The sequence below is a fragment of the Niallia sp. FSL W8-0951 genome, assembly GCF_038006525.1.
GTDB lineage: Bacteria > Bacillota > Bacilli > Bacillales > Cytobacillaceae > Niallia > Niallia circulans.
Window position 1 is genome coordinate 1,322,312 of sequence record NZ_JBBOVK010000001.1, and the last position, 25,468, is coordinate 1,347,779.

General features: G+C 34.1%; 25 protein-coding genes, 3 pseudogenes and 1 riboswitch. Of the genes and pseudogenes, 20 read left to right on the forward strand and 8 right to left on the reverse strand.

Annotated features, from left to right (window positions below; all coding sequences use genetic code 11):
- Positions 1-26: 26 nt before the first annotated feature.
- Positions 27-545 carry a ribonuclease H-like YkuK family protein gene (locus NSS71_RS06205; RefSeq protein WP_047943471.1) on the reverse strand — a complete coding sequence of 173 codons (519 nt, stop codon included), beginning with the start codon at positions 543-545 and terminating at the stop codon, positions 27-29.
- Between the two features lie 258 nt (positions 546-803).
- Here NSS71_RS06205 and NSS71_RS06210 point away from each other — a divergent pair, with 258 nt between their 5' ends.
- The 3 genes from NSS71_RS06210 to lepB all read left to right on the forward strand — a co-directional run bounded on the left by NSS71_RS06210 (position 804) and on the right by lepB (position 2,894).
- Entirely contained in the window at positions 804-1,703 is a 900-nt protein-coding gene (locus tag NSS71_RS06210; RefSeq protein ID WP_047943446.1) for a DUF4349 domain-containing protein, read from the forward strand.
- 100 nt (positions 1,704-1,803) lie between these two features.
- A complete protein-coding gene (locus NSS71_RS06215) occupies positions 1,804-2,328 on the forward strand; it encodes a GNAT family N-acetyltransferase (RefSeq protein WP_047943447.1) in 525 nt (174 codons plus the stop codon).
- Positions 2,329-2,414: 86 nt separating this feature from the next.
- Positions 2,415-2,894: a signal peptidase I gene (lepB, locus tag NSS71_RS06220; protein WP_328282909.1), complete on the forward strand. Its 480-nt coding sequence runs from the start codon at positions 2,415-2,417 to the stop codon at positions 2,892-2,894.
- A 60-nt stretch (positions 2,895-2,954) separates the two neighbouring features.
- On the opposite strand, the gene NSS71_RS06225 is transcribed toward lepB, so the two are convergent.
- Positions 2,955-3,182 carry a DUF2533 family protein gene (locus NSS71_RS06225; RefSeq protein WP_235844489.1) on the reverse strand — a complete coding sequence of 76 codons (228 nt, stop codon included), beginning with the start codon at positions 3,180-3,182 and terminating at the stop codon, positions 2,955-2,957.
- Positions 3,183-3,349: 167 nt separating this feature from the next.
- Between NSS71_RS06225 and NSS71_RS06230 the strand changes: the two genes are divergently transcribed.
- From NSS71_RS06230 to chrA, 6 genes are all read left to right on the forward strand, one after another.
- Positions 3,350-3,721: a GntR family transcriptional regulator gene (locus tag NSS71_RS06230; protein ID WP_047943449.1), complete on the forward strand. Its 372-nt coding sequence runs from the start codon at positions 3,350-3,352 to the stop codon at positions 3,719-3,721.
- Positions 3,722-3,726: 5 nt separating this feature from the next.
- The gene (locus NSS71_RS06235; protein WP_047943450.1) at positions 3,727-4,602 is read left to right on the forward strand and encodes an ABC transporter ATP-binding protein; all 876 of its coding nucleotides are present in this window, start codon (positions 3,727-3,729) and stop codon (positions 4,600-4,602) included.
- Positions 4,586-5,239, forward strand: coding sequence for an ABC-2 transporter permease (locus tag NSS71_RS06240; protein WP_047943451.1), 654 nt, complete (start codon positions 4,586-4,588; stop codon positions 5,237-5,239). Before NSS71_RS06235 ends, NSS71_RS06240 begins: the two co-directional genes overlap by 17 nt.
- Positions 5,240-5,447: 208 nt before the next feature.
- Positions 5,448-6,401, forward strand: a complete 954-nt coding sequence (locus NSS71_RS06245) for a tyrosine-type recombinase/integrase (protein ID WP_047943452.1) — start codon at positions 5,448-5,450, stop codon at positions 6,399-6,401.
- A gap of 181 nt (positions 6,402-6,582) precedes the next feature.
- Entirely contained in the window at positions 6,583-7,026 is a 444-nt protein-coding gene (locus tag NSS71_RS06250; RefSeq protein ID WP_061798821.1) for a CoxG family protein, read from the forward strand.
- Positions 7,027-7,182: 156 nt separating this feature from the next.
- Complete coding sequence (chrA, locus tag NSS71_RS06255; RefSeq protein WP_341151367.1) at positions 7,183-8,385, forward strand: chromate efflux transporter; 1,203 nt, start codon at positions 7,183-7,185, stop codon at positions 8,383-8,385.
- Between the two features lie 111 nt (positions 8,386-8,496).
- Here the strand turns inward: chrA and NSS71_RS06260 are convergent, their stop codons facing one another.
- The 4 genes and pseudogenes from NSS71_RS06260 to ribE form a co-directional block, all read right to left on the reverse strand.
- Positions 8,497-10,065 carry an IS1182 family transposase gene (locus NSS71_RS06260; protein WP_328283674.1) on the reverse strand — a complete coding sequence of 523 codons (1,569 nt, stop codon included), beginning with the start codon at positions 10,063-10,065 and terminating at the stop codon, positions 8,497-8,499.
- A gap of 168 nt (positions 10,066-10,233) precedes the next feature.
- A complete protein-coding gene (ribH, locus tag NSS71_RS06265; protein ID WP_336045176.1) occupies positions 10,234-10,707 on the reverse strand; it encodes a 6,7-dimethyl-8-ribityllumazine synthase in 474 nt (157 codons plus the stop codon).
- A 30-nt stretch (positions 10,708-10,737) separates the two neighbouring features.
- Positions 10,738-11,328: pseudogene (ribB, locus tag NSS71_RS06270) on the reverse strand (3,4-dihydroxy-2-butanone-4-phosphate synthase); the annotation flags it as partial.
- Between the two features lie 31 nt (positions 11,329-11,359).
- Positions 11,360-12,013, reverse strand: a complete 654-nt coding sequence (gene ribE, locus NSS71_RS06275) for a riboflavin synthase (RefSeq protein ID WP_144546164.1) — start codon at positions 12,011-12,013, stop codon at positions 11,360-11,362.
- A gap of 412 nt (positions 12,014-12,425) precedes the next feature.
- Positions 12,426-12,582: riboswitch (FMN riboswitch) on the reverse strand.
- Between the two features lie 178 nt (positions 12,583-12,760).
- On the opposite strand from ribE, the gene NSS71_RS06280 reads away from it, so the two are divergent.
- The 8 genes from NSS71_RS06280 (at position 12,761) to NSS71_RS06315 (ending at position 21,012) form a co-directional block, all read left to right on the forward strand.
- Positions 12,761-13,525, forward strand: a complete 765-nt coding sequence (locus NSS71_RS06280; protein ID WP_061798812.1) for an MBL fold metallo-hydrolase — start codon at positions 12,761-12,763, stop codon at positions 13,523-13,525.
- Between the two features lie 220 nt (positions 13,526-13,745).
- Entirely contained in the window at positions 13,746-14,501 is a 756-nt protein-coding gene (locus NSS71_RS06285) for an exodeoxyribonuclease III (RefSeq protein ID WP_061798807.1), read from the forward strand.
- Between the two features lie 146 nt (positions 14,502-14,647).
- Positions 14,648-15,628 carry a ring-cleaving dioxygenase gene (locus tag NSS71_RS06290; RefSeq protein ID WP_061798805.1) on the forward strand — a complete coding sequence of 327 codons (981 nt, stop codon included), beginning with the start codon at positions 14,648-14,650 and terminating at the stop codon, positions 15,626-15,628.
- Positions 15,629-15,730: 102 nt separating this feature from the next.
- The gene (locus tag NSS71_RS06295) at positions 15,731-16,531 is read left to right on the forward strand and encodes a Cof-type HAD-IIB family hydrolase (RefSeq protein ID WP_047943460.1); all 801 of its coding nucleotides are present in this window, start codon (positions 15,731-15,733) and stop codon (positions 16,529-16,531) included.
- 97 nt (positions 16,532-16,628) lie between these two features.
- Positions 16,629-17,687 carry an undecaprenyldiphospho-muramoylpentapeptide beta-N-acetylglucosaminyltransferase gene (locus NSS71_RS06300; protein ID WP_061798803.1) on the forward strand — a complete coding sequence of 353 codons (1,059 nt, stop codon included), beginning with the start codon at positions 16,629-16,631 and terminating at the stop codon, positions 17,685-17,687.
- A 156-nt stretch (positions 17,688-17,843) separates the two neighbouring features.
- On the forward strand, positions 17,844-19,181 hold the full coding sequence (locus NSS71_RS06305; protein WP_061798801.1) for a DEAD/DEAH box helicase: 1,338 nt from the start codon (positions 17,844-17,846) through the stop codon (positions 19,179-19,181).
- A gap of 150 nt (positions 19,182-19,331) precedes the next feature.
- On the forward strand, positions 19,332-19,922 hold the full coding sequence (locus tag NSS71_RS06310) for a hypothetical protein (protein ID WP_061798799.1): 591 nt from the start codon (positions 19,332-19,334) through the stop codon (positions 19,920-19,922).
- Positions 19,923-19,989: 67 nt separating this feature from the next.
- Positions 19,990-21,012: an STAS domain-containing protein gene (locus tag NSS71_RS06315; RefSeq protein WP_053215738.1), complete on the forward strand. Its 1,023-nt coding sequence runs from the start codon at positions 19,990-19,992 to the stop codon at positions 21,010-21,012.
- 372 nt (positions 21,013-21,384) lie between these two features.
- Here NSS71_RS06315 and NSS71_RS06320 read toward each other — a convergent pair whose 3' ends face one another.
- Complete coding sequence (locus NSS71_RS06320; protein WP_309325199.1) at positions 21,385-22,518, reverse strand: serine hydrolase; 1,134 nt, start codon at positions 22,516-22,518, stop codon at positions 21,385-21,387.
- A gap of 113 nt (positions 22,519-22,631) precedes the next feature.
- Positions 22,632-22,867: pseudogene (locus NSS71_RS06325) on the reverse strand (hypothetical protein); the annotation flags it as partial.
- A 157-nt stretch (positions 22,868-23,024) separates the two neighbouring features.
- On the opposite strand from NSS71_RS06325, the pseudogene NSS71_RS06330 reads away from it, so the two are divergent.
- The 3 genes and pseudogenes from NSS71_RS06330 to NSS71_RS06340 all read left to right on the forward strand — a co-directional run.
- Positions 23,025-23,581 (forward strand): annotated as a pseudogene (locus NSS71_RS06330) (recombinase family protein); the annotation flags it as partial.
- A gap of 140 nt (positions 23,582-23,721) precedes the next feature.
- Positions 23,722-24,402, forward strand: coding sequence for a response regulator transcription factor (locus NSS71_RS06335; RefSeq protein ID WP_047943465.1), 681 nt, complete (start codon positions 23,722-23,724; stop codon positions 24,400-24,402).
- On the forward strand, positions 24,377-25,384 hold the full coding sequence (locus NSS71_RS06340) for a sensor histidine kinase (protein WP_047943466.1): 1,008 nt from the start codon (positions 24,377-24,379) through the stop codon (positions 25,382-25,384). The genes NSS71_RS06335 and NSS71_RS06340 overlap by 26 nt, the downstream gene beginning before the upstream one ends.
- Positions 25,385-25,468: the final 84 nt, after the last annotated feature.

Genomic DNA, 25,468 nt, shown 5'->3' on the forward strand with positions numbered 1-25,468 from the left:
TTGTGGACAGGTTTTTTTTTATTTAATTATTTCGTATACTTATTAGCATAGGATGAAGCAACAAATGAATCAGGCTTAATTTTTGGTTCGATACCTATTGACTCCATTCTTGCTACCATTTCATTGACAAATTCACTTGTTTTATTTCTTCTGCCTGCTCCAATATCTATATGTCCCTCTATCGAGAAAGTTGCTCCTTGATAAACAAAAGGGAGGACAACATCAATTAATTGGTTTTTCCTATCCTCTGTGAACAGACTAACTACCTCTTCTGTTAGTGTTGTCTCATAGGAGATTTTCTCATGAAGTCTTAAAATCTTCCTTGGTATGATCACTTTTCTAATACAGGCCCAAGCACCTTTTCCTTTATTCATAATGACTATTCCAGTAATAAACTTCGTATGTTTGGTATGCACTTGTGAATCTGTACCAATCATTAATTGATAATTTCCCGAAGGACTTCTAGACATAAAAGCAAGGATACGCTGAAAAACGATATCAAAGGTCATATTTTTCTCTTGTAAGTTTTGAAAAGTCATTTCCATATGCCTGTCTAACTCCACAAAGAATCCCTCCGTATAAACGTTATTTCCACCACTTTTATAACATTGTATGATAATCAAATGGATTTATCCCTGTAACTAAATTTGTATTATCGTATACAAAAAATACTGAATTGGTGTAAAAAATGGTCTTTTTTTAGATGAACTTAATAATGAGTTTTATAATAAAAAAATGGAACTAAACTGAAACTTAATTTCTTCTTATCCGTCTAATCATTAACAAAACGCAGGAGGAAAAAAATGAAAAAATTTCTAATTATATTAAATTGGTCGTTATTATTTCTATTATTATTAACTGGCTGCTCACAAAATTCCGAAGATAAAGCAGCGGATAGCAGAGATTATGAAAAGGCTGATTCCAATGTCATCGATGCCCAGAATGAAATAGGAGAAATACCCGCAACAGATAGTAAAACGGTAAAAGAAAATAGCGGTCAAGCAATTAGTAATAATGACCGATTAGTTATTTATAATGGGAATCTATCCTTAAAGGTGAAAGACTATCACAACGTAGAGAAGCATATCCAGTCAAAAGCAGCCGAGCTAGGCGGGTATGTAGTGGAATCGTCCATTTATGATAGTGGCACAGATTATATAAATGGGACTATTATCGTAAAAATTCCTCAAAAACATTTCCAAACCTACTTAAACGATATCGAAAAGAAAAGCATTAAAGTTACAGAGAAGAGTATCACTGGTAACGATGTGACTGAAGAATATGTTGATTTGGAATCCCGGCTAAAAGCTAAGGAAGCAGTGGAAAAAAGGCTATTAGCTTTAATGGAACAAGCAGAAAAAACGGAAGACCTTCTTAAAATATCAAATGATCTTGCAACTGTGCAGGCAGAAAAAGAACAAATATTAGGGAGAATGAAATACTTAAAAAATAACGTAGACTATTCGACTGTCACGATTCAACTGGAAGAAGAGTTAGTAAAAGTGGGTTCTATTCAAGATAAAGAGTCTTTAAATACATGGGAAAAAGCAAAAAGTCAATTCGTGAGCACGATTAACGGGTTAATTTCCTTCCTTTCAAGTGTCATCGTGATGATTGTTGGATTATCACCAATTTTAATTCCAGTTGTAGTTATTGTAATAGCTTGGATTATATATAGAAAAAAGAAAAACAGGTCAGAGTAATTTTATCGTGGCTATGCTATAATGGAATTAAATTCCTTCAGTGGGAGTTTAATCTATTAATATCATCACATTCATATTTATTAAGGAGTGGCTAAAGAAATTGAAATCAGCAGATCAATATCTTATCCGCCATGCGAAACTGGAAGATGCAGAAGCAATTTTTGCTATTCAGCAATCTGTGATTGCCGAAGAAGATTATCTGATAACTACTATCGAAGAGTATAATCAAACACTGGAAGAGCAGCAGGCATGGGTCGCTAAAATATTGCATAATGAGAGAGAAACTATCCTAATTGCGGAAGAAACCAATAAAGTAATTGGCTTTATTGTCTTTCAAACAAAAAATAGACAAAGACTTAATCACACAGGGTCATTTGGGATGATGATAAGTAAAAAGTATAGAAGTAAAGGAATAGGAAAATTACTTATGAAAGCACTACTAGCTTGGGCAAAAGAAAATCCGCTGATTGAAAAAGTTAGCTTAGGTGTTTTCTCAACAAATACTAGGGCTATTTCTTTATATACTTGTATGGGATTTATAGAAGAAGGTCGCAAAATAAAAGAAATCAAACTGTCAGAAAATGAATATATAGATGATATTTTAATGTATAAAATGGTGACCTAAATAGAACCAACTATTTTTTAAAGAGAAAAGAGGGAAGCAATATTAATAAGAAATCAGCTTTTCAAAGAGAGCTAAAGTCGTGGATTATTGCACTTATTAGCGCATTAATATTTGTGTTTATTTGCCGTAACTTTATTTTTGCCCCTGTTAAGGTAATAGGACAATCCATGCAGCCAACATATGAAAATCAAGATAGAGTGATTGTCTCTAAAGTTGGCCAAATCAAGCATTTTGATACCATCGTCTTTCATTCACCAATAGAAAAAGAAGATTATATAAAAAGAGTAATCGGCTTACCTGATGATACGATTGAAATTTATGATGATACACTTTATATTAATGGCGAAAAATATGACGAACCATATCTTCAAGAGAAAAAGAAGCATTTACTTCCTAATCAGAGATTGACGGAAAATCTTAAAGTTACAGTACCTAAAGGGCATCTATTTGTATTAGGGGATAATAGGCAAAATAGTATGGATAGTAGACAGCTTGGTTGTATATCAGAGGATGCTGTTGTCGGGAAAGCTGTTTTTCGATTTTATCCTGTTATGGAAAATTATTAATTAATAAAAAAAACAGTCTTGGATATGAGCTCACGTCCAGAACTGTTTTTTTATTACGATTTACAAATTCACATACCATTGCTTATGTAACATTTTCGCTAATTGAATGACACCATGTCTTGCTAATTCGTTTATTCGCTCTGTAACTTCATTTATTTGTTTAACTGAAAAAGACTCTCCAGTTTTGCAAAGTATAATTGCCTCTTCAATAAAAGACTCGCGACGTTGGTCTAATTGTTTAAATTGATTCACGCGTGAATTTACTTTTTCCCCATGTAGTTCCTGCATGTTTTGTATATTATCTTAGATACTAAATGCTAAAAATAGAAGAAATAATTTGTTTACATAATATTATTATGATAGACTAAAAACTTGTCTAATTATGAGGGTTGACACTACTGTTATATCTGTATATACTGACTATATACAGATATAACAGTTGAAAGGTGTTTCTAATGAATATTTTTATCTCCAATTCCTCTGAGGAACCTATTTATTTGCAAATAGTAAAGCAAATAAAAGAGCAAATAGTAGCAGGTGAACTAAAAGAAACACAATCTCTTCCTTCTATTAGAAGTCTTGCAAAAGAACTGAAAATTAGCGTTATTACAACCAAAAGAGCCTATGATGAACTTGAAAAAGACGGTTTTATTGTTACAGTCGCTGGAAAAGGGTCATATGTTGCAGCAATAAACAAAGAAATACTTCGTGAAAACAAGTTGAAAACAATCGAAGAACATTTAACAGAAGCCAGCAGCACAGCTAAACTAATTGGGTTAACATTAGAAGAATTACAAGAAATATTAAAAATTATTTATAAAGGATGAGCACAGTGGAAAACACATTAGAACTTATCAATGTATCCAAGAACCGACAAGGTTTTTCTTTAGATACGATTAATATTACCTTAAAAAAAGGATTTATAATGGGGTTTATTGGTCCAAATGGGGCTGGAAAAAGCACAACAATCAAACTAATCATGAATTTAATCAAAAAAGATAGCGGCATGATAAAAGTCTTTGGTTTAGACAATGAAAAACATAGTATGAAAATTAAAGAGAGAATTGGCTTTGTTTATGATGACAATCACTTTTATGAAGAGTTAACAATAAAAGAAATGAAGAATATCATCCGCCCATTTTATTCTCAATGGGAAGAAAGTACATTCAATAAATATGTAAAAGATTTTTCACTACCTATGGATAAAAAAATCAACGAGCTGTCAAAAGGGATGAAAATGAAATTCTCATTAGCCATCGCTCTTTCTCATCAAGCTGAACTCTTAATTATGGATGAACCAACTTCTGGTTTAGATCCACTAGTTCGGACTGAATTGTTAGATGTACTGCAAACATTAATACAAGACGAAAACAAGGCAATCTTTTTTTCAACTCACATAACATCCGACTTAGATAAAATTGCCGATTATATTACATTAATTAATAATGGACAAATCATTTTAAGTAAAACGAAGGATGAGCTTTTAGAAGAATATACCATGGTTAAAGGAAAAGATAGCACACAGATTATCCATAATAAAAATTTAATCAGTTTAAAGAGTAATGATTTTGGTTTTGAAGCATTATGTAAAAACAAAGAAGAAGTAAGAAAGCAATTTGGAACTTCTTATTTCTATGAAAAGCCAACTTTAGAAGATATTATGGTGTTTTACACAAGAAGGAGCGGTGGGCATGTATCATCTAATTAAAAAAGACATTCTTATCCAAAAAAGATCAATAGCATTATCACTATTATTAATCTGTTTCTTTTCTGTTTCTCTTTCCAGTCTTGGAGAAGTTGGATTAATGGTTGGAATACTAGCAATTACTTATCAACTCCTTCTAGGAGCTAGTGCATTAGAAGATAAAAATAACAGCGATAAAGTTCTTATTAGTCTTCCGATAAAACTATCTACCATTGTATTATCAAAATATGTGTCCATCTATGTTTATGCAGCTTTTGCAGCAATTGGCTTTTATCTCATCCATGTTCTTGTGAAACTATTTCACATTCCATTGGATGTTCCTTTTAGTTATATCATTCTCATAGGGGGAGCAATAATGGTAACTATATGTTTTTCCATTTCTTTGCCTATGATTTTTAAATTTGGCTATTTAAAAGCCAAAATGGCTAACTTTATTCTTCTTTTCGTAATAGTATTTGGAACAACTGGTATAATGAAGTATTTTGCAAAACTAGATAATCAATTTATCCAAGAAACGATGATTCGTTTATCAACATTATCAAAAGCAGAACTGGGATTAATCCTGCTAATTCCACTTATCATTCTTCTTGTGATATCATATTTTATTTCTCTGAGCTTTTATAGTAAGCGAGAATTTTAATTATAATGAAAAGGAAGAACAAGTACACTTAGAGGTACTGTTCTTTTTTTATTTAGCATTTTGCATCTAAACAAATACCTGTAATTCATGTTTTAAATGTCTTCTAACTAAGTTCTCAACATTACCGCGCATAATATCTCTTATGTGCGGTTTTTTAAGAAATATTGTATACTAGAATTATTACTATATAGATTAGGTGGCAATACATATGATCGCAAAAGAGACATTACTTTCTTGGTATGAAGAAGAGTTAACGCTTTTTCGAACAGAAATGGATAATAAGGATTACAGTATATTTACGATCGAAAATTATTTACGGGACATCTATTTATTCCTTGAATTTATTACACGGAAAAAAGAAGCATATATGGACTTAACTTCAGTAAAAAAATTGCAGATTACCCTTTTTATGAACGAACTAAAAACTAAGCGCGCAAATTCTGCTAGTTCGAGAAATAGAAGATTAACTGCCATTCGTTCTTTTTATAAATGTTTAGTAGATTATGAGCTTGTCCAAAAAAATCCCGCCCTTGATTTGGAGAGCGCAAAAGAACAAAAAGGAAAACTACCCAGTTACTTGGAAAAAGACGAATTAAAATCATTTTTTGAGATGATTGGCAAGGTATCCCAAAAGCAGCATCAAAGACGGAACAAAGTCATCCTTGGACTCATGGCGTTTGCAGGATTACGGGTAATGGAAATACACTCTCTTAATCTGTCGTCCATTAATCAAAACAGGGGAATTCACGTACTGGGAAAGGGAAATAAAACACGCTATATTCCGTTACCGAAAAAGTTAATGGAAGAATTACAATTATATATAGAAGAAAACAGGATTTTCCCCATGAAAGGACAGGAAGATGCACTCTTTATTTCAAGGAGAGGGAAGCGAATTTCCAGAAGACGTATTCAAGAAATAACGGAGCGGATCATTGATCAAATGGGAAAAGAATATCCTGAATTAAAATGGAAAGAAAAAGGGATTTCTAGTCATAAATTACGACATAGTTTTGCGACACATTTAGTTAGAGATGGACGAGATATCCGAACAGTACAAGAGCTGCTCGGTCATACTAATTTAAATACAACGCAGAAATATACGCATGTATCTGATTCGCAAAAAGAAAAAGCAATGGACTTAGAAATTTCAGAATACATTTGAGTTTATCATAATTTTATTATGTTAACTGATTGGCATTCTGATTCATAATCGGTCAATTGACAGCATATATATATCCATGATGTTATAGTAAAAAACAACCTCTTATATTTGCTAGAACGGAAAAGGAAGACGATAAAAGCAAGAATAAGTCTGTCAATGAAAGATAAGGGAAGTGTTTTTGATGCCAAGTAAAAAGCATTCAATTATCGTCCATGCAAATGCAAAAAAAGTTTGGGATTTTGTTCGCTCCATGAACAACTGGGCACCATTAGTACCAGGATATGTGAACCATGAAATCATCAACGATACAGTATCAACTTGGGAATTTAAAATTGATATGGGGCTTTTTAAGAAAAAAGTAGAAATGAAAGTAACGATATTAGAGTGGAAAGAACCTACAAAGGTTACCTTTGACTTAGAAGGAATTAATGATCATTTTACAGGAAATGGCTATTTTATGGTAGAGGTAAAGGATGCCAATTATACGAAAATGACAGGCTATTTAGAAATTAATTCAACAGGTACTTTTCCTACTATAACAAATAATCTTATGGAGCCAAAGCTAGAAGAAATCGCAGAAGAATTGACAATTGCAGTTAGTAAAGCCATTGAGGATTTACAATAATTTCATTATGTTAACTAAAGCGTTAAGTGATAAAGGAGCATTCTTTTAATCATTTAATGCTTTTCTAAATTTTATGTAAATTTTTCTTTTCCATCCTTGGTTAAATAAGCTTCGTCCTTTATGATAAAGGTTACTAATTAATTGGGAGGTTTATCATTGAAAAAAGGACAACAATCGAAGCATAGGACAAATTTTTTAGAAATTTTCCTTATTTCTATAAAGCTAGGATTGACATCATTTGGTGGACCCATTGCACATTTAGGCTATTTTTACGATGAGTATGTAAGTCGAAGGAAATGGATGGATGAGAAAAGCTATGCTGATTTAGTAGCCCTTTGTCAATTCATGCCTGGTCCGGCAAGCAGTCAGGTGGGGATAGGGATAGGAATTTTACGGGGAGGACTCCTCGGTGGGATTATTTCTTTTTTAGGATTTACATTTCCTTCTGTAATTGCTCTGATGATCTTTGCTAGTATACTAAAGGGATTAGACATAGGGAATGCAGGTTGGATACATGGGCTAAAAATAGTTGCTGCTGCCATTGTGGCCCATGCGATACTAGGTATGGCAAAGAACTTAACTCCAGATCTAAAAAGAAAGACGATTGCACTTTTTGCACTAGTGCTTACTCTCTTATGGCAAAGCGTTTTTTCTCAGGTAGGAGTAATTATTTTATCAGCTATCATTAGTTATTTTCTTTATAGGCAGCAAGCAAGACAACAAAAACATAGAGATATTTCTTTTCCGATTTCAAGACAACTAGCATGTATTTCTTTGATCTTATTTTTTTCCCTTCTGTTTCTTTTACCGATAATTCGCGAGATATTTTCATACCAATGGATTGTTATGTTTGATAGTTTTTATCGATCTGGCTCTTTAGTGTTTGGAGGAGGACATGTAGTATTGCCACTTTTAGAGCGTGAATTTGTCCCAGGTGGATGGTTGAGTGAAGAAGCATTCCTTGCTGGATATGGTGCAACCCAGGCAGTTCCTGGTCCATTGTTTACATTTGCTGCCTATATCGGAACCGTCTTAAATGGGTGGGCAGGGGGACTACTTGCGACATTCGCTATCTTCTTGCCAGCCTTTTTATTAATTGTAGGAACACTGCCATTCTGGAATTTCATCAGAAAAAATCCAAAAATTCAAGGGGCCTTAATGGGGGTAAATGCTGCGGTTGTTGGTATTCTAATTTCAGCTTTTTACCAGCCTCTTTGGACAAGCAGTATCTCAGATGCGAGTGATTTTGCTTTTGCAGCCATTTTATTTTCGATGTTAGTTTATTGGAAACTGCCGCCATGGATTGTTGTTATGACGGGTACATTAGGGGGGATCCTGCTTACTTATTTACCGATATAGTATTGCTAAAGAGAGGCTGGGACATAACTAGCCTCTAATAAAGAGAAAGGTGAATTTGAGGGGACTCAAATTCACCTTTCTCTATTTTTTCATGTTAATTCTTCTATTATCTTAGTTAATGGCAGTGATTTTTCTTAAATTCACTGCCATTAACGCAAGACCCATTTCGTTTTCCACCTTCGATTTTCCTCGTACAGAAAATCGAGTGAAACGCAAATTAGCCTTCAAGAATCCAAAAACTGGTTCCACATCGGTTTTGCGTTTTCGATAGATGGCACTCGTTTTCTCTTCTGAAAGCTTCGCTCTCACATATTCTTTTTGCTGTTCCCATTTTTTGTTCACCATTAGTTTTCGATTGTTTCCTTCTTTTGCCTTGGTACATGATGAGCGGAATGGGCATCCTGAACAGTCTTCGCACTCGTAGATTTTGAAACTCCTTTGGAAACCTGTAGCGTCCGTTCGGACAGAATGATATTGAAATTCTAAACGTTTCTGATTAGGGCATATATATGTATCGGTTTCTTGATCATATTCCCAGTTATCAGGATTAAATGTATTTTGTTTGTACTTTTTCTTTTGTTCCTTCAAAAACATGTTATATGTTATCAGTGCTTCTCGGTTTCTGTTTGAGAGAATATCACTAAAGTTTTGTTCACTACCATAACCTGCATCTGCAACAATATGTTTCGGTAACTCGAAATAATGTTGCTCTATCTCATCTAAAAATGGAATTAACGTACGTGTATCTGTTGGGTTTGGAAATAAACTATAAGCAAGCGCATATTGACCTTCAGTTGCGATTTGTACATTGTAACCAGCTTTCAATTGCCCGTTTTTCATATAATCATCTTTCATTCGCATAAATGTCGCATCTAGATCTGTTTTAGAATAGCTATTACGTGGTCCAAAGATTTTAAGATCCTGTTGGTACTTCCGTTTTCTCAAGACAAAATCAATCAACTGTTTACGCACTTGTTTCGGGTATTTTCGTTCACTTCGTAAGGCTTTTCGTTCAGTAACGTCTGAAGATGCTTCAATTTGTTTATCATATTCGGTCACTACTTCTTCTACTTTTTGAACCATTTGAGTGAGCTCTCCAAATGATAACTGTTCATCACTTTCCCGTTCAATTTGGGGGATGATTTCGTTCTCAAGCAACTCATTGTACAACTGGTTTGACTTATCGATTAAACTCTGATGAAATTTCTCAATCGCTTTCTTCCAGACAAACGTAAATTTATTCGCATTCGCTTCAATCTTTGTACCATCGATAAATATCGCTTCTTGATCGATCAGTTTTTCTTTAATCAATTGGCAGCGAAATTGGATAAAACATTGACGGATTAAATCTTTTACTTCTGGTTGAACACGAAATCGGTTAATTGTACGATAGCTTGGTTCATACCCTTGAGCTAACCACATCATACGGATACTGTCTTTTAATAGGGCCTCCATTTTACGCCCCGAAAAGACAGATTGAGTGTAGGCACATAGAATAATTTTAAGCATCATGCGTGGATGATAGGCAGGACAACCTTCATTTCGAAGAAATGGTTCAAACGCTTCTTGAGGGATACTTTCCACTAAATGATGGACATGGAAGGCAATATCATTATTTTGTAACTTTACTTCTAAATCTAAAGGTAAAACGATTTGATTCATGGTATAATCTTTAAACATAAGGACACTTCTTTCTGATTAGATTTTGTGTGGTAACTTAATTTTATCAGAAGTTGTCCTTATTTTTTATTGTAAATAAGCAAAACGGTGAAATTTTACTTGTCGTAAAATTTCACCGTTTTTTTCGTCTTAGAGGAGGGTTTTGTCCCAGCCTCTTTTTGGTATTTTTTAAGCTTGAGTTAATTGATTATATAAATTTCCCATTTCAATTGCATTAACGGCAGCTTCCCAGCCTTTATTTCCAGCTTTTGTACCTGCTCGTTCAATTGCTTGCTCGATGTTTTCTGTTGTAAGAACTCCAAAGATAACAGGTATTTCTGTACTTAACGAAACGTTTGCTACTCCTTTTGCTACTTCATTGCTTACGTAGTCAAAATGAGGTGTTGCACCTCGAATAACAGTACCTAATGTAATAATAGCATCATAATTACCAGACGCGGCCATTTTTTTGGCTGCTAAGGGAATTTCATATACACCAGGCACCCACATAACAGAAATATTATCCTCGTTTACGCCATGTCGATTTAATGCATCTTCTGCTCCAGATAAGAGTCTTGTTGTAATAAATTCATTAAAACGGGATACAACAATCCCGATTTTTAAATCAGTTCCAATTAAATTTCCTTCAAATACTAGTTTCATTCTTTATTCCACCTTTTGTAATAAATTTTGTCGGTATTGAATTAAATCTTGAATCGTAATCATTTTCAAAGCAAATTCTTCAGCGATTTGTTTTAAATCATTCACTCTTGCCATTGTTCCGTCTTCCTTTAATACTTCCACAATCACTCCAGCTGGATTAGCACCTGCTAGTATCGCTAAGTCAACAGCAGCTTCCGTATGTCCATTGCGATTTAGCACACCGCCATCCTTTGCGATGAGAGGAAAGATGTGACCAGGTCTTGTAAAGTCATCAGCTTTAGCGTCTGAATCGACCATTTTGCTTATAGTAAAAGCTCGTTCATATGCACTGATTCCTGTTGTTGTCTCTTTATGGTCGATACTGATTGTAAAGGCAGTGCTTCTCGGATCAGTACTATTAGTAACCATAGGAGGGAGGTGTAGTCTATCTGCTAAAGCTTGTTGAATAGGGACACAGATTAGACCGCGACCCTCTTTTGCCATGAAATTGATCATTTCTGGTGTAACATGATCTGCCAAGCCGATAAAATCTCCTTCATTTTCACGATCTTCGTCATCGCAAACAATCACCACTTTGCCTTTTTTTAAATCGTTTAATGCATCTTCTATGGAATCAAACATCGTTTTCTTCCTTTCGTTAATAAATTTATGATTAAAAACCATTTTCCCTTAAAAATGAAACAGTTAATGGTGAGTCTTTTTTTATACCTGGATCTTTGTCTCTATTCATAAAGGAATAAAAATACTTAGCTAAAAGATCAAATTCGATATTCACTAGTTCACCTTTTCGTTTATTCCCAATCACGCTTACCTTGGAAGTATGCGGGATGAGTGATACAAAAATAGAGGTTGGAGTCGTTTGGAAAATCGTTAAACTCGTTCCATCAATGGTAATAGATCCTTTATCCATTACGAGGTATGTTTGATCCTCTGGTATCTGAATTTCAACTAATGTACTATTTTCTATTTTTTTTGTTGATATAATCATGCCCGTACAATCAACATGCCCAGACACAAAGTGCCCGCCAAACCTTCCATTTGCAGCCATTGCTCGTTCTAAATTAACAATTGTGCCACTATTTAGAAGCCTTAAAGTCGTATCGTTAAACGTGTTTGGCATAACATCGACTGTAAACAAACAATCACGGAAGGCAGTAACTGTTAGACAAACCCCATTTACGGCAATGCTGTCACCAATTTTCATATCCTCGAGAATCTGTTCTGCTTGAATCGTTATAGAAATAGTGTGCCCCGTCTTTTTACTATGCTTTACAACGCCTAATTCTTCGACTAATCCAGTAAACAATGGAAATTCCTCCTTTCTGCAGATTGTATTTATAGCTCTTAAATAGCAAGGGGTCAATCATTTTTATGGTGACAAAAAAATACTCTTAAAATCCATAAAAAATACAAAATAAAACCCCGTATAATAAACATATACGGGGTCAAATACATACTTAAATAAACGTGGTGGACGATAGAATAGCTGTTTTTTATAGATTGTTGTTTGTAAATAACGCTGTCAATGGACAATTCACCATTCTTTTCGAAAAAAGATCCATCTAAGATTCAGTATATTTAGAAGAAATTACTTCAGCTGTGAATACCCTTATTACAGCACCTCAAATACAACAAAATATATCTATAGAAAAACAGAAAAAGAAAGGTGAGTCATTCATTCTTTTGATTCTATCAATCATACCATTTTGTTTATTGTTATTTGCCTTCTCCCATCCAGACTTTACTGTCGGCTTTGGTTTCTCACCAAATCCACCGTTTTATAAATTTAACTCTTATAAAACGGGTCACGGGCTTAGAGTTTTACGTCCACTCATCACCGCCGGTTGGGAATTTCACCCGACCCCGAAGGCGATCACACATAATGTGTAATCATAACTATTTAATTAACTGTATCGTACACCTTTTCCTTTTAATTATCAAATATTTTCTTTCAAGTACAATATTTGCACTTCTAGTAAAGGGAAAAATAATCTCAATAAGGTGTTTCTTTTATTGAATTGGTCATACTAAAAGAAAAAGTGGAGGCACAAAAATGAAAATTGCAGAAAATGTTTTTGGCTATCGTACAGCAATTGCAAATATAGCATATATAGCTGGATTAGGAGCTAGGAAGGATGAGTGGGTACTTATCGATACAGGCGTTCCTTATTCTGCGCCATTTATTTTGAAAAATACAAATCAACTTTTCAAGGGAAAGAAACCATTAGCAATCATTCTAACTCATGCTCATTTTGATCATATCGGCGCATTACAAACACTCGTTAAGAAATGGAATGTTCCTGTATATATACATGAAAAAGAAATTCCCTATTTAGAAAGCAAGAAGAAATATCCTCCACCTACACCATTAAGGGAAAAAGGGATGATGTCCTTTCTTTCACCATTTTACCCGCGAGATGGCATTGATTTTCATTCCAGTATCAGGCCTATTTCAAGTACTAGTTCCTTACCATATTTAGATGATTGGAAATGGATTCATACGCCAGGACACACGGAAGGACATATTTCCTTATTTAGAGAAAAAGATCGGCTGCTTCTAGCAGGGGATGCACTGATTACAGTAAAACAAGAGTCATTATTTGCCGTTTTAACTCAGAAAAAAAAGATTCATGGCCCACCAGCATACTTTACACCAGATATAAATACTAGCTTCCAATCAATAGAAAAGCTATTAGCGCTAGAACCGCAGACTTTATATACAGGACATGGTATGCCAATGTATGGGGCTGAAATAAGGCAGGGAATTAGGGAACTTCTTTATCAGTATAGTACAGAGAATTTAGTAAAAGAAATTTAATTTATCATAATAAAGTTATGTAAACTAAAAATAGACAAATCATTATTTTTCCATTCCTATTTATAGATGATTAGGAAAAATCGATTTGTCTTTTTATTTTTCTCTAACATTTTGAGATGGTCTACAGCGTCATTTTCTGCCAAGATATAATCCTTTAATGAATAGCTATTTCATGATACCCTTAATAATTAGAAGATTGATATAGTTAGGAGTAAATTACATGAAATTAGTAACTTGGAATGTTAATGGAATAAGAGCTTGTGTTAAAAAAGGCTTTCTTGATTTTTTCCAGCAAATAGATGCAGATATCTTTTGTCTTCAAGAGACAAAGTTACAAGAAGGACAAATTAAACTTGAATTAGAAGGCTATCATCAGTTTTGGAATTATGCAGAAAGAAAGGGCTATTCAGGAACAGCCGTTTTTACAAAGAAAAAGCCCCTTTCTGTTCAATATGGCATTGGGGAAGACTTTGAGGAAGTGGAAGGAAGAGCCATTACCTTGGAATTTAAAGACTTCTTCCTACTGAATGTATATACCCCTAATTCAAAGCGAGATTTAAGCAGATTATCTTATCGTGTTGAATGGGAAAAACAACTAAAGAACTATATATTATCATTAGAAGGTATTAAACCTGTTATTTATTGTGGGGATTTAAATGTGGCTCACCAAGAGATAGATTTGAAAAATCCGAAGCCGAATATTGGAAACTCGGGATTCACGTCAGAAGAAAGAAACGAAATGACAAGCTTACTTGAATTAGGGTTTGTTGATAGCTTTCGATATCTATACCCAGAGCGAACAGATGTCTACACATGGTGGAGTTATATGGCGAAAGTAAGAGAAAGAAATATTGGCTGGCGTATTGACTATTTTATCGTTTCTAACCTATTAAAGGAGCGAATCCAAGATGTAACTATTCATTGTGATATAATGGGAAGCGATCATTGTCCTGTACAACTTGATTTAGAAATATAATTTAATGAACAGGGCATCTTTATTATACTATCATGTCAGGAAACAAATATGGTACAGATGCCCTTTTTTGGTATGCAGATATCAATCCAGTTAAAATAAAATTAAATCCTTTTCATTATACATAATTTAGAAGGAGCAAACCGCAAATGAATTTAAAAGGAATTCATCACGTTTCTGCGATGACGGCAAAAGCAAAAGAAAATCACTCTTTTTATACAAATATTTTAGGTCTACGGCTCATAAAGAAAACAGTCAATCAAGATAACCCCTCTGTTTATCATTTATTTTATGGGGATGAGCAAGGCAGACCAGGAACAGAACTAACATTTTTTGAAATTCCCCATATGGCTCTTAATAGAGAAGGAGTAAGCAGTATTTCTGCTACTTCTTTACGTGTTCCATGTGATAAAGCATTAGAATTTTGGCTAAAACGGTTCGAAGAATACAATGTTAAACACGGAGAAATCCTAGAGAGAGCAGGCAGATTAACATTAGAATTTAGAGATTTTGAAACACAACGGTTCTTTTTAGTATCTGATGAAAACGATAATGGGGTGAAGGCTGGTATACCTTGGGCAAAGAGTTCTATACCAGCAGAGTTTGCGATTACAGGTCTTGGACCAGTACAATTAACGGTAAGACGTCCAGAAGCAACTATTAGCGTTTTAACTGATTTACTTGGATTCCGCTTAAAAACTTCGTATCCATCCACTATGGAGAATCAACCACCTATTCTGGTATTCGAAACAGGTGAGGGTGGCTCTGGGGCGGAGATTCATCTAGAGGAGCGAAATGATTTGAAAGTGCAGCGTCTTGGCAGAGGTGGCGTTCATCATGTAGCTTTACGAGCGGATAATGAGGAAGAACTTTATTATTGGATTGAAAAGGTGAATAATGCTCGCTTTCAAAACTCAGGATATGTAGATCGTTTTTATTTTAAATCACTGTATTTTAGAGATCCGAATGGAATCTTGTTTGAAATTGCCACAGATGGTCCTGGATTTGCGACAGACGAAGATCTAGAACATTTAGGTGAATCTCTTGCCCTTCCACCATTTTTAGAGTCTAAGCGGTTAGATATTGAGGCAATCCTAGAACCATTAGAAACACGTAGAAAAGAAAAGTAATAGCTAACCGAAACGATAAACGGAAAAGACAAAGCAGTATGCAAATATGCTACAATATTGAAAGAAAACAATTGTTAGAATTACTAGGGGGAAAAACGAATAATGAAATGCGTATCAATAGATTTAGATGGTACCTTACTAGATGACCATCATCAAATATCTGAAGCAAATCGCACGATTATCCAGAAATTAAAGGATGAACATATAGAAGTAATTTTAAATACAGGACGTCAATACGCAGATGTTATTAAAGTAGACGGCGTAAAAGAATTAGAACTTCCCATTTTTTGTTTAAATGGCAGCATGATGTATGACCAAACAGGAAAGCTATTATATGAAACACAAATTTCCATTGATTTATATCAAACTTTGCTTAAAGCATTACAAAACTTGGAAGTAGGAGTTCTAGTTTATACGAATCAAGGTGGATTTCCAGGAACATTGCCAATGCTTCGCGGCAAATCTTGGGATGAGATTCAAGCACTCTTTGATCAACAAGATTATGAAGCGATCCTGCATTTAAAGGATGTAAAAATTTATAAGTTAATCGCCGTTGTCGATGAAACACAACTAGACAAAATCGATCACGTTAAAGAAGTGCTTAGAAAATATGAGACTATTTCGTTTTCCTCTTCTTTTCCTAACAACTGTGAAATCACATCAAGTGAAGCACAAAAAGGGAAAGCGATAAGACGGTATGAAAAACTTCGGAATCTTACTTTTAATGAGATTTACTCCTTTGGTGATGGAGGTAATGATATTACACAATTTGAAGTATCAACAAGATCTTTTGCCATGGAAAATGCTCCTGAAGAAATCAAAAAAAGAGCAAGTGACGTCACTAAAAGTAATAATGAGGATGGGTTTGCATACGCCATTGAAAAGATTCTGAAATTAGTGTAACCATCATATATTAGACTAGTTAAAGCCGGGATCTCTATACTAACTTCTGGCTTTTTCGCTGTGAAAATCGATACGAAGAATAGGAGTCGAATCTACTTTGAAGAAAATTGTGTTTACAGGCGGGGGATCTGCCGGCCACGTTACCCCTAATATCGCTATCATAAATGAATTAAATAAACAGGACTGGGATATTTCGTATATTGGCAGTAAAGCGGGTATTGAAAAGGACTTAATCGAAAAGATTGACATCCCATATTATTCTATTTCGAGTGGCAAATTAAGAAGATATTTATCAAAAGAAAATATAAAAGATATATTCAAAGTAATGAAAGGCTGTTATGACGCAAGAAAAATTTTAAAGAAAATCAAACCAAATGTTGTTTTCTCAAAAGGTGGATTTGTATCTGTACCTGTTGTCATCGCAGCCCGTCAATTGAAAATCCCTGTCATTCTTCATGAGAGTGATCTAACACCCGGTTTAGCTAATAAGTTATCTGTCCGTTTTGCTTCGAAAATTTTTACATCTTTTGATGAAACCTTACATTATCTGCCAAAAGAAAAAAGCAAAGCAATCGGTTCTCCAATTCGAAAAGAAATATTAACTGGATCTGCCTCTAAAGGGAAACTATTCCTTGGTTTTACTAGTCAAAAGCCGATTCTTACGATTATGGGGGGCAGCTTAGGGGCAAAGAAAATAAATGAAATCGTTCGAGATAATTTAGATACATTATTACAATCCTATCAAATTGTGCATCTATGTGGGAAAGGAAATCTTTCAGAAGAGCATGCAGGGATAAATGGATACAAACAATTTGAGTATGTCTATAATGAATTAGCTGATATCCTAGCAGTTACAGAATTCGTTATTACGAGAGGCGGATCTAATTCTATTTTTGAATTTCTTGCCTTAAAAATTCCTATGCTTATTATTCCATTAACCAAACAGCAAAGCAGAGGAGATCAAATATTAAATGGGAAGGTCTTTACGGAAAATGGTTACTCCTATATGATAGAAGAGGAATCATTAACAAAAGAGCATTTTCTTCATACCTTAAAACAAATGCAAGAAAACAAGCAACGTATGACAGAAAAGATGGAAAAGAACAAAAGCAAAAATGCTTTAGAAGAAATTATAAAAGAATTAAATCGCTATTAATATACATGTATCAGGCTATAGGTAGAGTTTGCATCTTCCTCTCTACTTGTAGTCTTTTTCATTATGCAGAAGATGATTTCACTTGATAATTTTGATAGAAAAAGCCAAAATAAGAAAATGGAATTCGTATATTTGAACGGAAAGTAGGTAAAATCCATGCAATCATTTACAGACATTGGATTGTCTTCAACAATCATAGAAAAACTCCATAAACAAGGAATAAAACAGCCAACCCCTATTCAAGCAAAGGTTATTACACCGCTCCTTAAAGGTAGTGATGTAATCGCACAAGCACAAACAGGTACAGGAAAGACTTTTGCTTTTATATTGCCGATTTTAGAAAAAATGAGTATCGATGCAAATCATATTCAAACTCTAATCTTAACACCAACTAGAGAACTTGCTATTCAAATAACAAATGAAATCATGAAAATGAAACAAGAAGCAATAAATGTTCTTGCTGTATATGGGGGACAAGATGTCGAAAAACAATTGAAAGTCTTACAAAAAGACGTTTCCATAGTCGTAGCGACACCAGGTAGATTAATTGACCATATAAAACGAGGAACAATCGACTTAAGCAAAATCTCCTATTTTGTATTAGATGAAGCAGATCAAATGCTTCATATTGGCTTTTTAGAGGAGATTAGCTATATTATACGACGTATCCCTGAATCAAGACAAACAATGCTATTTTCTGCGACTATTTCAAAGGAAGTCGAAAAGCTTGCGAAGAAATATACGAAAAATGCCGACTATTTTACTGTTGAAGCAAAACAAGGACCTGCAAAAACCGTTAAGCAAGTTAGTATACATACAACTGATCGTGCCAAGCAAGGTACATTAATGACCTTAGTGAAGGAAGCGAATCCGTATATGGCAGTCATTTTCTGCCGTACGAAACGTCGTGTAACTAAATTATACGAAGTATTACTTGCAAATAAATTTAGCTGTGGCCAATTACACGGAGATTTATCGCAGACAAAAAGAGAGCAAGTAATGAAAGCATTTCGCGATGGAAAATTTCAATTGTTAATTGCGACAGATGTAGCAGCAAGAGGCTTAGATATTGATGGAATTACACATGTATATAATTATGATATTCCTCAAGATGCGGAGTCTTATGTCCACCGAATCGGCAGAACAGGAAGAGCTGGTACAGAAGGATATGCGGTTACCTTTTATTCATCTGATGATAGACCATTGTTAGATTCAATAGAGAATCAATTAGATATAAAAATTGAAAAAATACAGCAACCCAAAAAGAAAGATTCAACTAAAAAAAGGGAAGAATCACAACCAGCTAAAAAGTCTTACAAAAAACAAAGCCATACAAAAAATAAGGGCGAAGATTTTCGTTCGTCTCCATCAGAAAAAAAGGGGAGTGACAATAAGCGTAAGCCACTTTCAACAAATAATAAACATAGGGGAAATTCAACCCAATCTCCAACAAAAAAATGGGCGAAACCTAAAAAACGAAATGGAAAAAGATAAAGAAGGCATGCGATTTGCTTGAAGGTCCTTTTAAGGATTTAAAGGGAGAATTTTAAGCGTATTACCCTAATTCTTAGTTCCAAAGGTGGTTTTTCCACCAGACAAAAATATAAAAAAGAAACAATTGTATAGAGAAAGGAGTTCATTCCATTGTTAAAAAACGAAATGAATAAGTATATAGAAGAGTGCAAATCACAAAACGGAGGGAAAGTAGTTCTTTTCGAAGAGGAAATGAATTATGTTAGAAAAGTTGGCCTTGTGGACGATCATATGGTGATGGAACAGACAGCTGAGCGCTTTTCTGATTTATATATGGAGCTTGCCAATAAAGAAACAGACGAAGTTGTGCAGGAAAACGCTCAAGAAAGGATTCTTGAGGATACTGTAGACTATTTAGAGAGAAATATAGACATTTATCTCTATGTAGAGACAAAAGCATTTGACATTGTCTCTGTCGATTCAATGTCCTTAGAAGTCGATTCTGTTTTTGGTACCTATGAAGTTTTATGTGGATTAAAGAGTCCTAAAAAAACAGAAAAAGAAATTCGAGCATTTATGGAGAATCAACTAACAGGAGATGATACGTCTTTCCATTTAATGTTCAATGGTAACGATGGAGTTTGGGATGTCAATTTCCCGTTAGAAAAAATCAATGGCTTCCATAAAGAAATGCAAATCGGCGATGCGTTAAAATTAGCTTATTTATTTTTATTTTCTTTAAACGAAAAATTATCCGCATAGTACTTTTTTGTTTTAATACCAGATAGAATTAGAAACATTTACGAATGTATGAAAGCGAGGGAGAGGTTTGACAAAAGAATCAAATCAAAAAATTCAGATCGAATCCAGTGAATTTTCATGGAATAGCGAAAACGGTGTTTTCCATTTTGATGGCGCACCGGCTCTTTTATTTTGGGATAATGCATTTGAAATATTTTTAAGTACTATCATGGAAATTTCTGGTCCTGATGCATCTAACGCCGTTTTTGAGACAACTGGTTTCCGGATGGGGCTATTAGTAAATGATTATTATCAAAATCGCTTTTCCATTGAAGAAATTATCAAGAAATATAGTGAAATATATTCCAGTGCGGGCTGGGGAAATGTAACGATAACAGCGTTTAACAAAGACAAGCAAACGGTAACGGTACGTTTGAAAAATTCATGGGAGCACCGAATCTTCCAATCTTTAAATCCAAACCAATCTGCTGTTTTATTACCGAGTCATTGGGCAGGTGTTTTTAGCGGACTATTTAAAGAGAAGATGTGGTATGAGTTAACTAAAAGTCAAACGAGGGGAGATGAATATGATGAATTAAACATATTCGTTTCTGACCATACTCCCCATCAAAGTGTCCATGAACTAGCAAGAGGGAAAGAAACAAAATACATTACAGAATTAGAAACAATGGTTGAGAATCGGACGAAAGAGCTATCCACTTTGATCAGGCATTTATCTACACCAGTCATGCCTGTTATGAAGGGCATCCTAGCCATTCCTCTAATCGGGAAATTTAATGAAGAGCGTTTTGAAGATTTACTGCAAAAAGGTTTGCAGGAATTTTCCGAACGTCGAGCAAGTTATTTACTTCTTGATTTAACGGGAATAAGCGAATTCGATCAGTTTATTATTTTCCGACTGCAAGAATTGGTTAAGGCAATTGAATTAATTGGCGGAGAATGCGTCCTCGTAGGAATTAATCCAGATTTAAGTGTGCAAATTATCCAATCAGGTGTAGATTTAAAAGATATCCATACCTTTGCAACATTAGAACAAGGTATTGAGTATGCAATTGAAGCACTTGGCTATCGGATTGAGAAACAACCCTGAGTCAACGAAGTATAAGAGTTATCCATCCCCATAGCATAGGAGAATTAACCTTTCTGCTAAGCGATGGGTTTTTGTTTTATCCGATAAAGAGAGTGCCTGCAATAACATCGATGCATCTTATGTATTATTCTCAAAATGTTTTTAGAAATATATATTCAGGTTAAGGATTCTCTTAAACAAATTGGATCTGAGAGAAATTTAACTATGGAATTTCTAAAATTCTTGAAGAATATGTTAAAGAAAACAACTAAACGCGCCTATCTGGATAACGGCAGGGGGAATTAACATCTCAAGAACATAATAGGGTCTGCAACTAAATGAGGATATCATACGCAGTAAGTTACCATCTAGAAAGTCGAATTCCTATCAACATTAAGGAATTCGACTTTCTAGTATAGATAATTCTTTTTGTATTAGTGTGCGAAATTCAGCGTCTTTTAAAAATTTCAGTTTAAAGCCATTCAAATTTCGAGATAGTTTTGTTTGTTCTAATGAAGTCAAATCATTTGCAAAAAAGGCCAATTCTGTCTGGTTACCGTCTTTATCTGTAGCATACATTGCCGTTGTAATAATAAACGCTGTAGATCCGCCCTTTTGCCCGGCATGAACAAGCCATTCTCGATTGTTTGGATTTTCCATTAACTGTTCCATTACTGGATCAAGATATTTATATGTATCTTTATCAAAATATGTTTTGTTATTTAGTTTTTCCATAATATATACATAATCCTCTGAAGTTGATCGTGGTAAACGATTGGACCATATTCTTTGAACATCCATGTCTAAATTCTTCACTATTTGTTTTTTTTCTTCAGCAGTTGGTGGGTGGTTTAGCCATTTATTGTGTATATCCATCGCTCTTTTACGATATTCAGAAATATCCATACTTTTCATTGCTTCTAGCATTTCTTGTTTAGATAATTTTTGCTCATTCATTAGCTGGGTAGGGATAAACAATGCACTTACTATCGGATACAAAGGTTCATGATTTGAAATACCTAAGTTTTCTAGGAAAGTATTGATGTTTTGAAGCCCTAGCACATTAATTAAGTATTCGGTATTTGCATTTGAGCTATAAGCAATCATTCCCTTAGCTACTTCACTTAAATGAACTTTATTTGTCTCTTTACCATCGTTTAGGTTAGCAATCCAAGCATCATGTGCTCCTCCATCGGTTTTAGGAATATAAAAGGTGTTTAGTTCCTCTAAACTTACTTCTTGTAGCGGATCAATTTTCCCCTGTGCTGCTTGTCGTGCATATTCCATGGCGATAATAATTTTTACAGTGCTTGCTAAAGGTAACTGTTTATTTTGATTAACTTCTACCCACTTTTGTTTATTATAATTGATTGAAAGTGAAACTCTTTCACTTTTTGCATTCTCTTTAATAAATTGAAAAATATATTCAGGTTCCTTCTTGGTGATTTCTTTCTTAAACATATAAATTCCAATTCCTATCATGAAACTTAACAAAATAATAATTCCTACTATAATCCAGAGTGTCATTTTCAAGGCAATCTCTCTCCTTTTTTATTTATAATCTATCTACGATTAATGAGATAGAAAAGTTCCATTTTAAAAATGTTATTTTATTCTCTTCTTCATAATCACCAATTAGCCCAAAGTGTCTTTCTTTTTAGAGGATAAAGGCTGAGCGAAGATAGAGTGGCACCTATTTGTTTCCTTGTATAATGTAACACTGAGTCTGGGATGCTTTTGATCAAGAGTGTATGGACATCCGGGATAAGAACCCAAACGGTTTAACTTCTCTTCTTCACATATTAATGATTTCTAAATCTCGTTTGGAAAAAGCGTAGTAGGTTCACAATATCCATTCATCTTCAAGAATTTGCATAAGAGCCTGTCACTGCTCCTGAGTAAGCAATTTTCTGCCTCTCGCTATCATCTCATTTCCGTAATTATTCAGTTAATTAACTCTATTGATACAAGTGTAGTAGACTGATAAAATCATAGTTAACAGTATCTCATAAGACTAACAACGAGGTAATGTATTGCGACTAATCGGTTATATTCGTGTCAGTTCGACTAGCCAATATTCATCAAGGTAATTTGAGCAATGGAACGAAATCGCAATGGATATTTTCTATACGAAGAAAAAGTTTTTGGAGCAGCAAAAAATCGTGAACAATTTCAAAAAGTGTTAGAGGATTTACAGAAAAGTGACATTATTTATTTTACCAACCTAACTCGAATCACTCGAAGTACATAAGGTTTATTTGTAATGATTGATTTAATACGGAGTAAAAGGCAAGCTTAAAATCAATCAAGGAGACATGGCTAGATTTATCAAAGGATAATCCATACAGCCAATTCTTCTTACAGTAACGGCTTGAGTTAACTAATTAGAGTTAGATCTTATCCGTATGCGCCAACGTGAAGAGATTGATCTGGCTAAGAAAGAAAGGTAAGTTTAAAGGCTGGTTAAAGAAAGATCATAAAAATCACTCAGGAATGAATTTTGCAGTAGAGCTATATAAAGAAAGAGGTATGCCGTAAATAAATTTGTAAAATTATAAATGTAACTAGAGCTGCACTGGATAGAACATTGGTAGGTGAAAAAGTAATCATTATGTTATATATTTTAGTGAGCATTAGTAAACTTAGTCTACTAAATAGTGAAATTTTAGGAATAGACATACAGTAGAAAAACAGAGTTAGACCCAGTATTAATAATCTTGGAGGTAAGTGATGAGAATACTTCTAATAGAGGACGATTTGAAGTTGATAAAATATATAAAAAAGTATTTGACTGCTTACGACTACGAAGTATTTACTGTTGAAGATTTTGATCGTATTTTGGATACCGTTGATCAAATTGAACCTAAACTAATTATACTTGATATCAATTTACCGTCATTTGATGGCTTTTATTATTTGAAACGAATTAGAAAAAGTCACACAATGCCTATCATTATCTTATCAGCACGAAGTGAAGAGGGTGAACAAATCAGAGGCATGGAACTAGGTGCGGATGATTATGTGACAAAACCTTTCAGTGTAGGAATTTTATTGGCGAAGATAAATGCCATTTTAAGGCGAACAAAGCATATTTCGGATGATGAAAACAAAATAGAAGATGGAAAACTGATTTTGTTAGAAGACAGTTTAAAGCTGCAATATGAAAATCAAACAGTAGAACTTTCAAAGAATGAATATAAAATCATAAAACTATTGTTGCAAAATTCGGGAAAACTGGTCAGTAGAGATGACTTATTTGATGCGTTGACGGACTATAACAAGTTCGTGGCTGAAAATACACTTAATGTAAATATTTCTAGAATAAAGAATAAGTTAAAAGAATTAGGCCTCGAACATGTCATCACAACCAAAAGGGGATTAGGTTATGTCCTTCATTCAACTGATTACTAATGTGATACAAGATAAGAAAGTAATCATCTTTGTTTACATCATTAATACTTTCCTAATCGTATCTTTCTATGTGCTATTACTAGGCACTGAAGAGTTTTTATATCCGATTCTATTGAGTAGTGTCCTATTCATCCTTTATTTAGGATACGAAATTTATAATTATCATAAATTTGCAAACGATATCGAGGATGGTCGGAAAAGTCCTAACTATACCACTAATTTTATGAATAACAAAGCCAAACTTGTCTTTACTACCCTTCGCGAAGTCCATCAGGAATATAACAGAAAGTTCTATGACAATAAAGTGAAACAGAACCATAAGAATGCCCTATTTTCTCAATGGATTCACAATATGAAAACCTCTGTATCCGTCATTCACCTTGCTTGTGAAGTAAGCCTCTCCGAAAGAGAAAATGATGAATATATGGAAGATATCAAAGATGAAAATGATATTTTAAAAAAGAATTTGGAGGAAGCGTTAAATTTACTTAGAATTGAAGAATTTTCAAGTGATTTTATTGCTCAACAATTGCCATTAAAAGAGCTTGTCTATCAAGCGCTGAATGAAAGAAGAAGAGAAATGAGGTATAAAGGTATTCATCCTCTGGTATATATTCCAGATGCATTGGAAATCTTAACGGATAAAAAATGGGCTCAATATATGATTGAACAAATTTTATCAAATGCTATTAAGTATTCTATTGCAGAGAAAAACCAACCAATCGTTATTCAAGCAATAGAAGAAGAAGACTACGTCATTCTTTCAATTAGGGACGAGGGAATTGGTATAGATGAGAAGGATATCAACCGTGTATTTGATCCTTTTTTTACTGGCGAAGGTGGAAGACGCGACAGAAATGCTACAGGAATTGGGCTTTATATGGTGAAACTTATTTCTGACCGATTAGGACATAAAATAAAAATTCAATCACAAAAAGACAAAGGAACTACTGTGCAAATTACTTTTCTTGCAAAACTGTAAGATTGCGAGATGAAAATCGATTTTAACTTCCTGCTTCTCCCTATATTCTTTAGGTAATCAATCTTTGAATTATTGGAGGATTTT

What these genes read in the sequence shown, in the direction of transcription:
- NSS71_RS06210 (WP_047943446.1), top strand. Translation starts at nt 804, where the DNA reads ATGAAAAAATTTCTAATTATATTAAATTGGTCGTTATTATTTCTATTA.
- NSS71_RS06320 (WP_309325199.1), bottom strand. Translation starts at nt 22,518, where the DNA reads ATGACACTCTGGATTATAGTAGGAATTATTATTTTGTTAAGTTTCATG.
- NSS71_RS06240 (WP_047943451.1), top strand. Translation starts at nt 4,586, where the DNA reads ATGTATCATCTAATTAAAAAAGACATTCTTATCCAAAAAAGATCAATA.
- NSS71_RS06305 (WP_061798801.1), top strand. Translation starts at nt 17,844, where the DNA reads ATGCAATCATTTACAGACATTGGATTGTCTTCAACAATCATAGAAAAA.
- NSS71_RS06225 (WP_235844489.1), bottom strand. Translation starts at nt 3,182, where the DNA reads ATGCAGGAACTACATGGGGAAAAAGTAAATTCACGCGTGAATCAATTT.
- NSS71_RS06285 (WP_061798807.1), top strand. Translation starts at nt 13,746, where the DNA reads ATGAAATTAGTAACTTGGAATGTTAATGGAATAAGAGCTTGTGTTAAA.
- NSS71_RS06245 (WP_047943452.1), top strand. Translation starts at nt 5,448, where the DNA reads ATGATCGCAAAAGAGACATTACTTTCTTGGTATGAAGAAGAGTTAACG.
- NSS71_RS06205 (WP_047943471.1), bottom strand. Translation starts at nt 545, where the DNA reads ATGGAAATGACTTTTCAAAACTTACAAGAGAAAAATATGACCTTTGAT.
- NSS71_RS06230 (WP_047943449.1), top strand. Translation starts at nt 3,350, where the DNA reads ATGAATATTTTTATCTCCAATTCCTCTGAGGAACCTATTTATTTGCAA.
- NSS71_RS06260 (WP_328283674.1), bottom strand. Translation starts at nt 10,065, where the DNA reads ATGTTTAAAGATTATACCATGAATCAAATCGTTTTACCTTTAGATTTA.
- NSS71_RS06335 (WP_047943465.1), top strand. Translation starts at nt 23,722, where the DNA reads ATGAGAATACTTCTAATAGAGGACGATTTGAAGTTGATAAAATATATA.
- NSS71_RS06290 (WP_061798805.1), top strand. Translation starts at nt 14,648, where the DNA reads ATGAATTTAAAAGGAATTCATCACGTTTCTGCGATGACGGCAAAAGCA.
- NSS71_RS06340 (WP_047943466.1), top strand. Translation starts at nt 24,377, where the DNA reads ATGTCCTTCATTCAACTGATTACTAATGTGATACAAGATAAGAAAGTA.
- ribH (WP_336045176.1), bottom strand. Translation starts at nt 10,707, where the DNA reads ATGAAACTAGTATTTGAAGGAAATTTAATTGGAACTGATTTAAAAATC.
- NSS71_RS06280 (WP_061798812.1), top strand. Translation starts at nt 12,761, where the DNA reads ATGAAAATTGCAGAAAATGTTTTTGGCTATCGTACAGCAATTGCAAAT.
- NSS71_RS06250 (WP_061798821.1), top strand. Translation starts at nt 6,583, where the DNA reads ATGCCAAGTAAAAAGCATTCAATTATCGTCCATGCAAATGCAAAAAAA.
- NSS71_RS06295 (WP_047943460.1), top strand. Translation starts at nt 15,731, where the DNA reads ATGAAATGCGTATCAATAGATTTAGATGGTACCTTACTAGATGACCAT.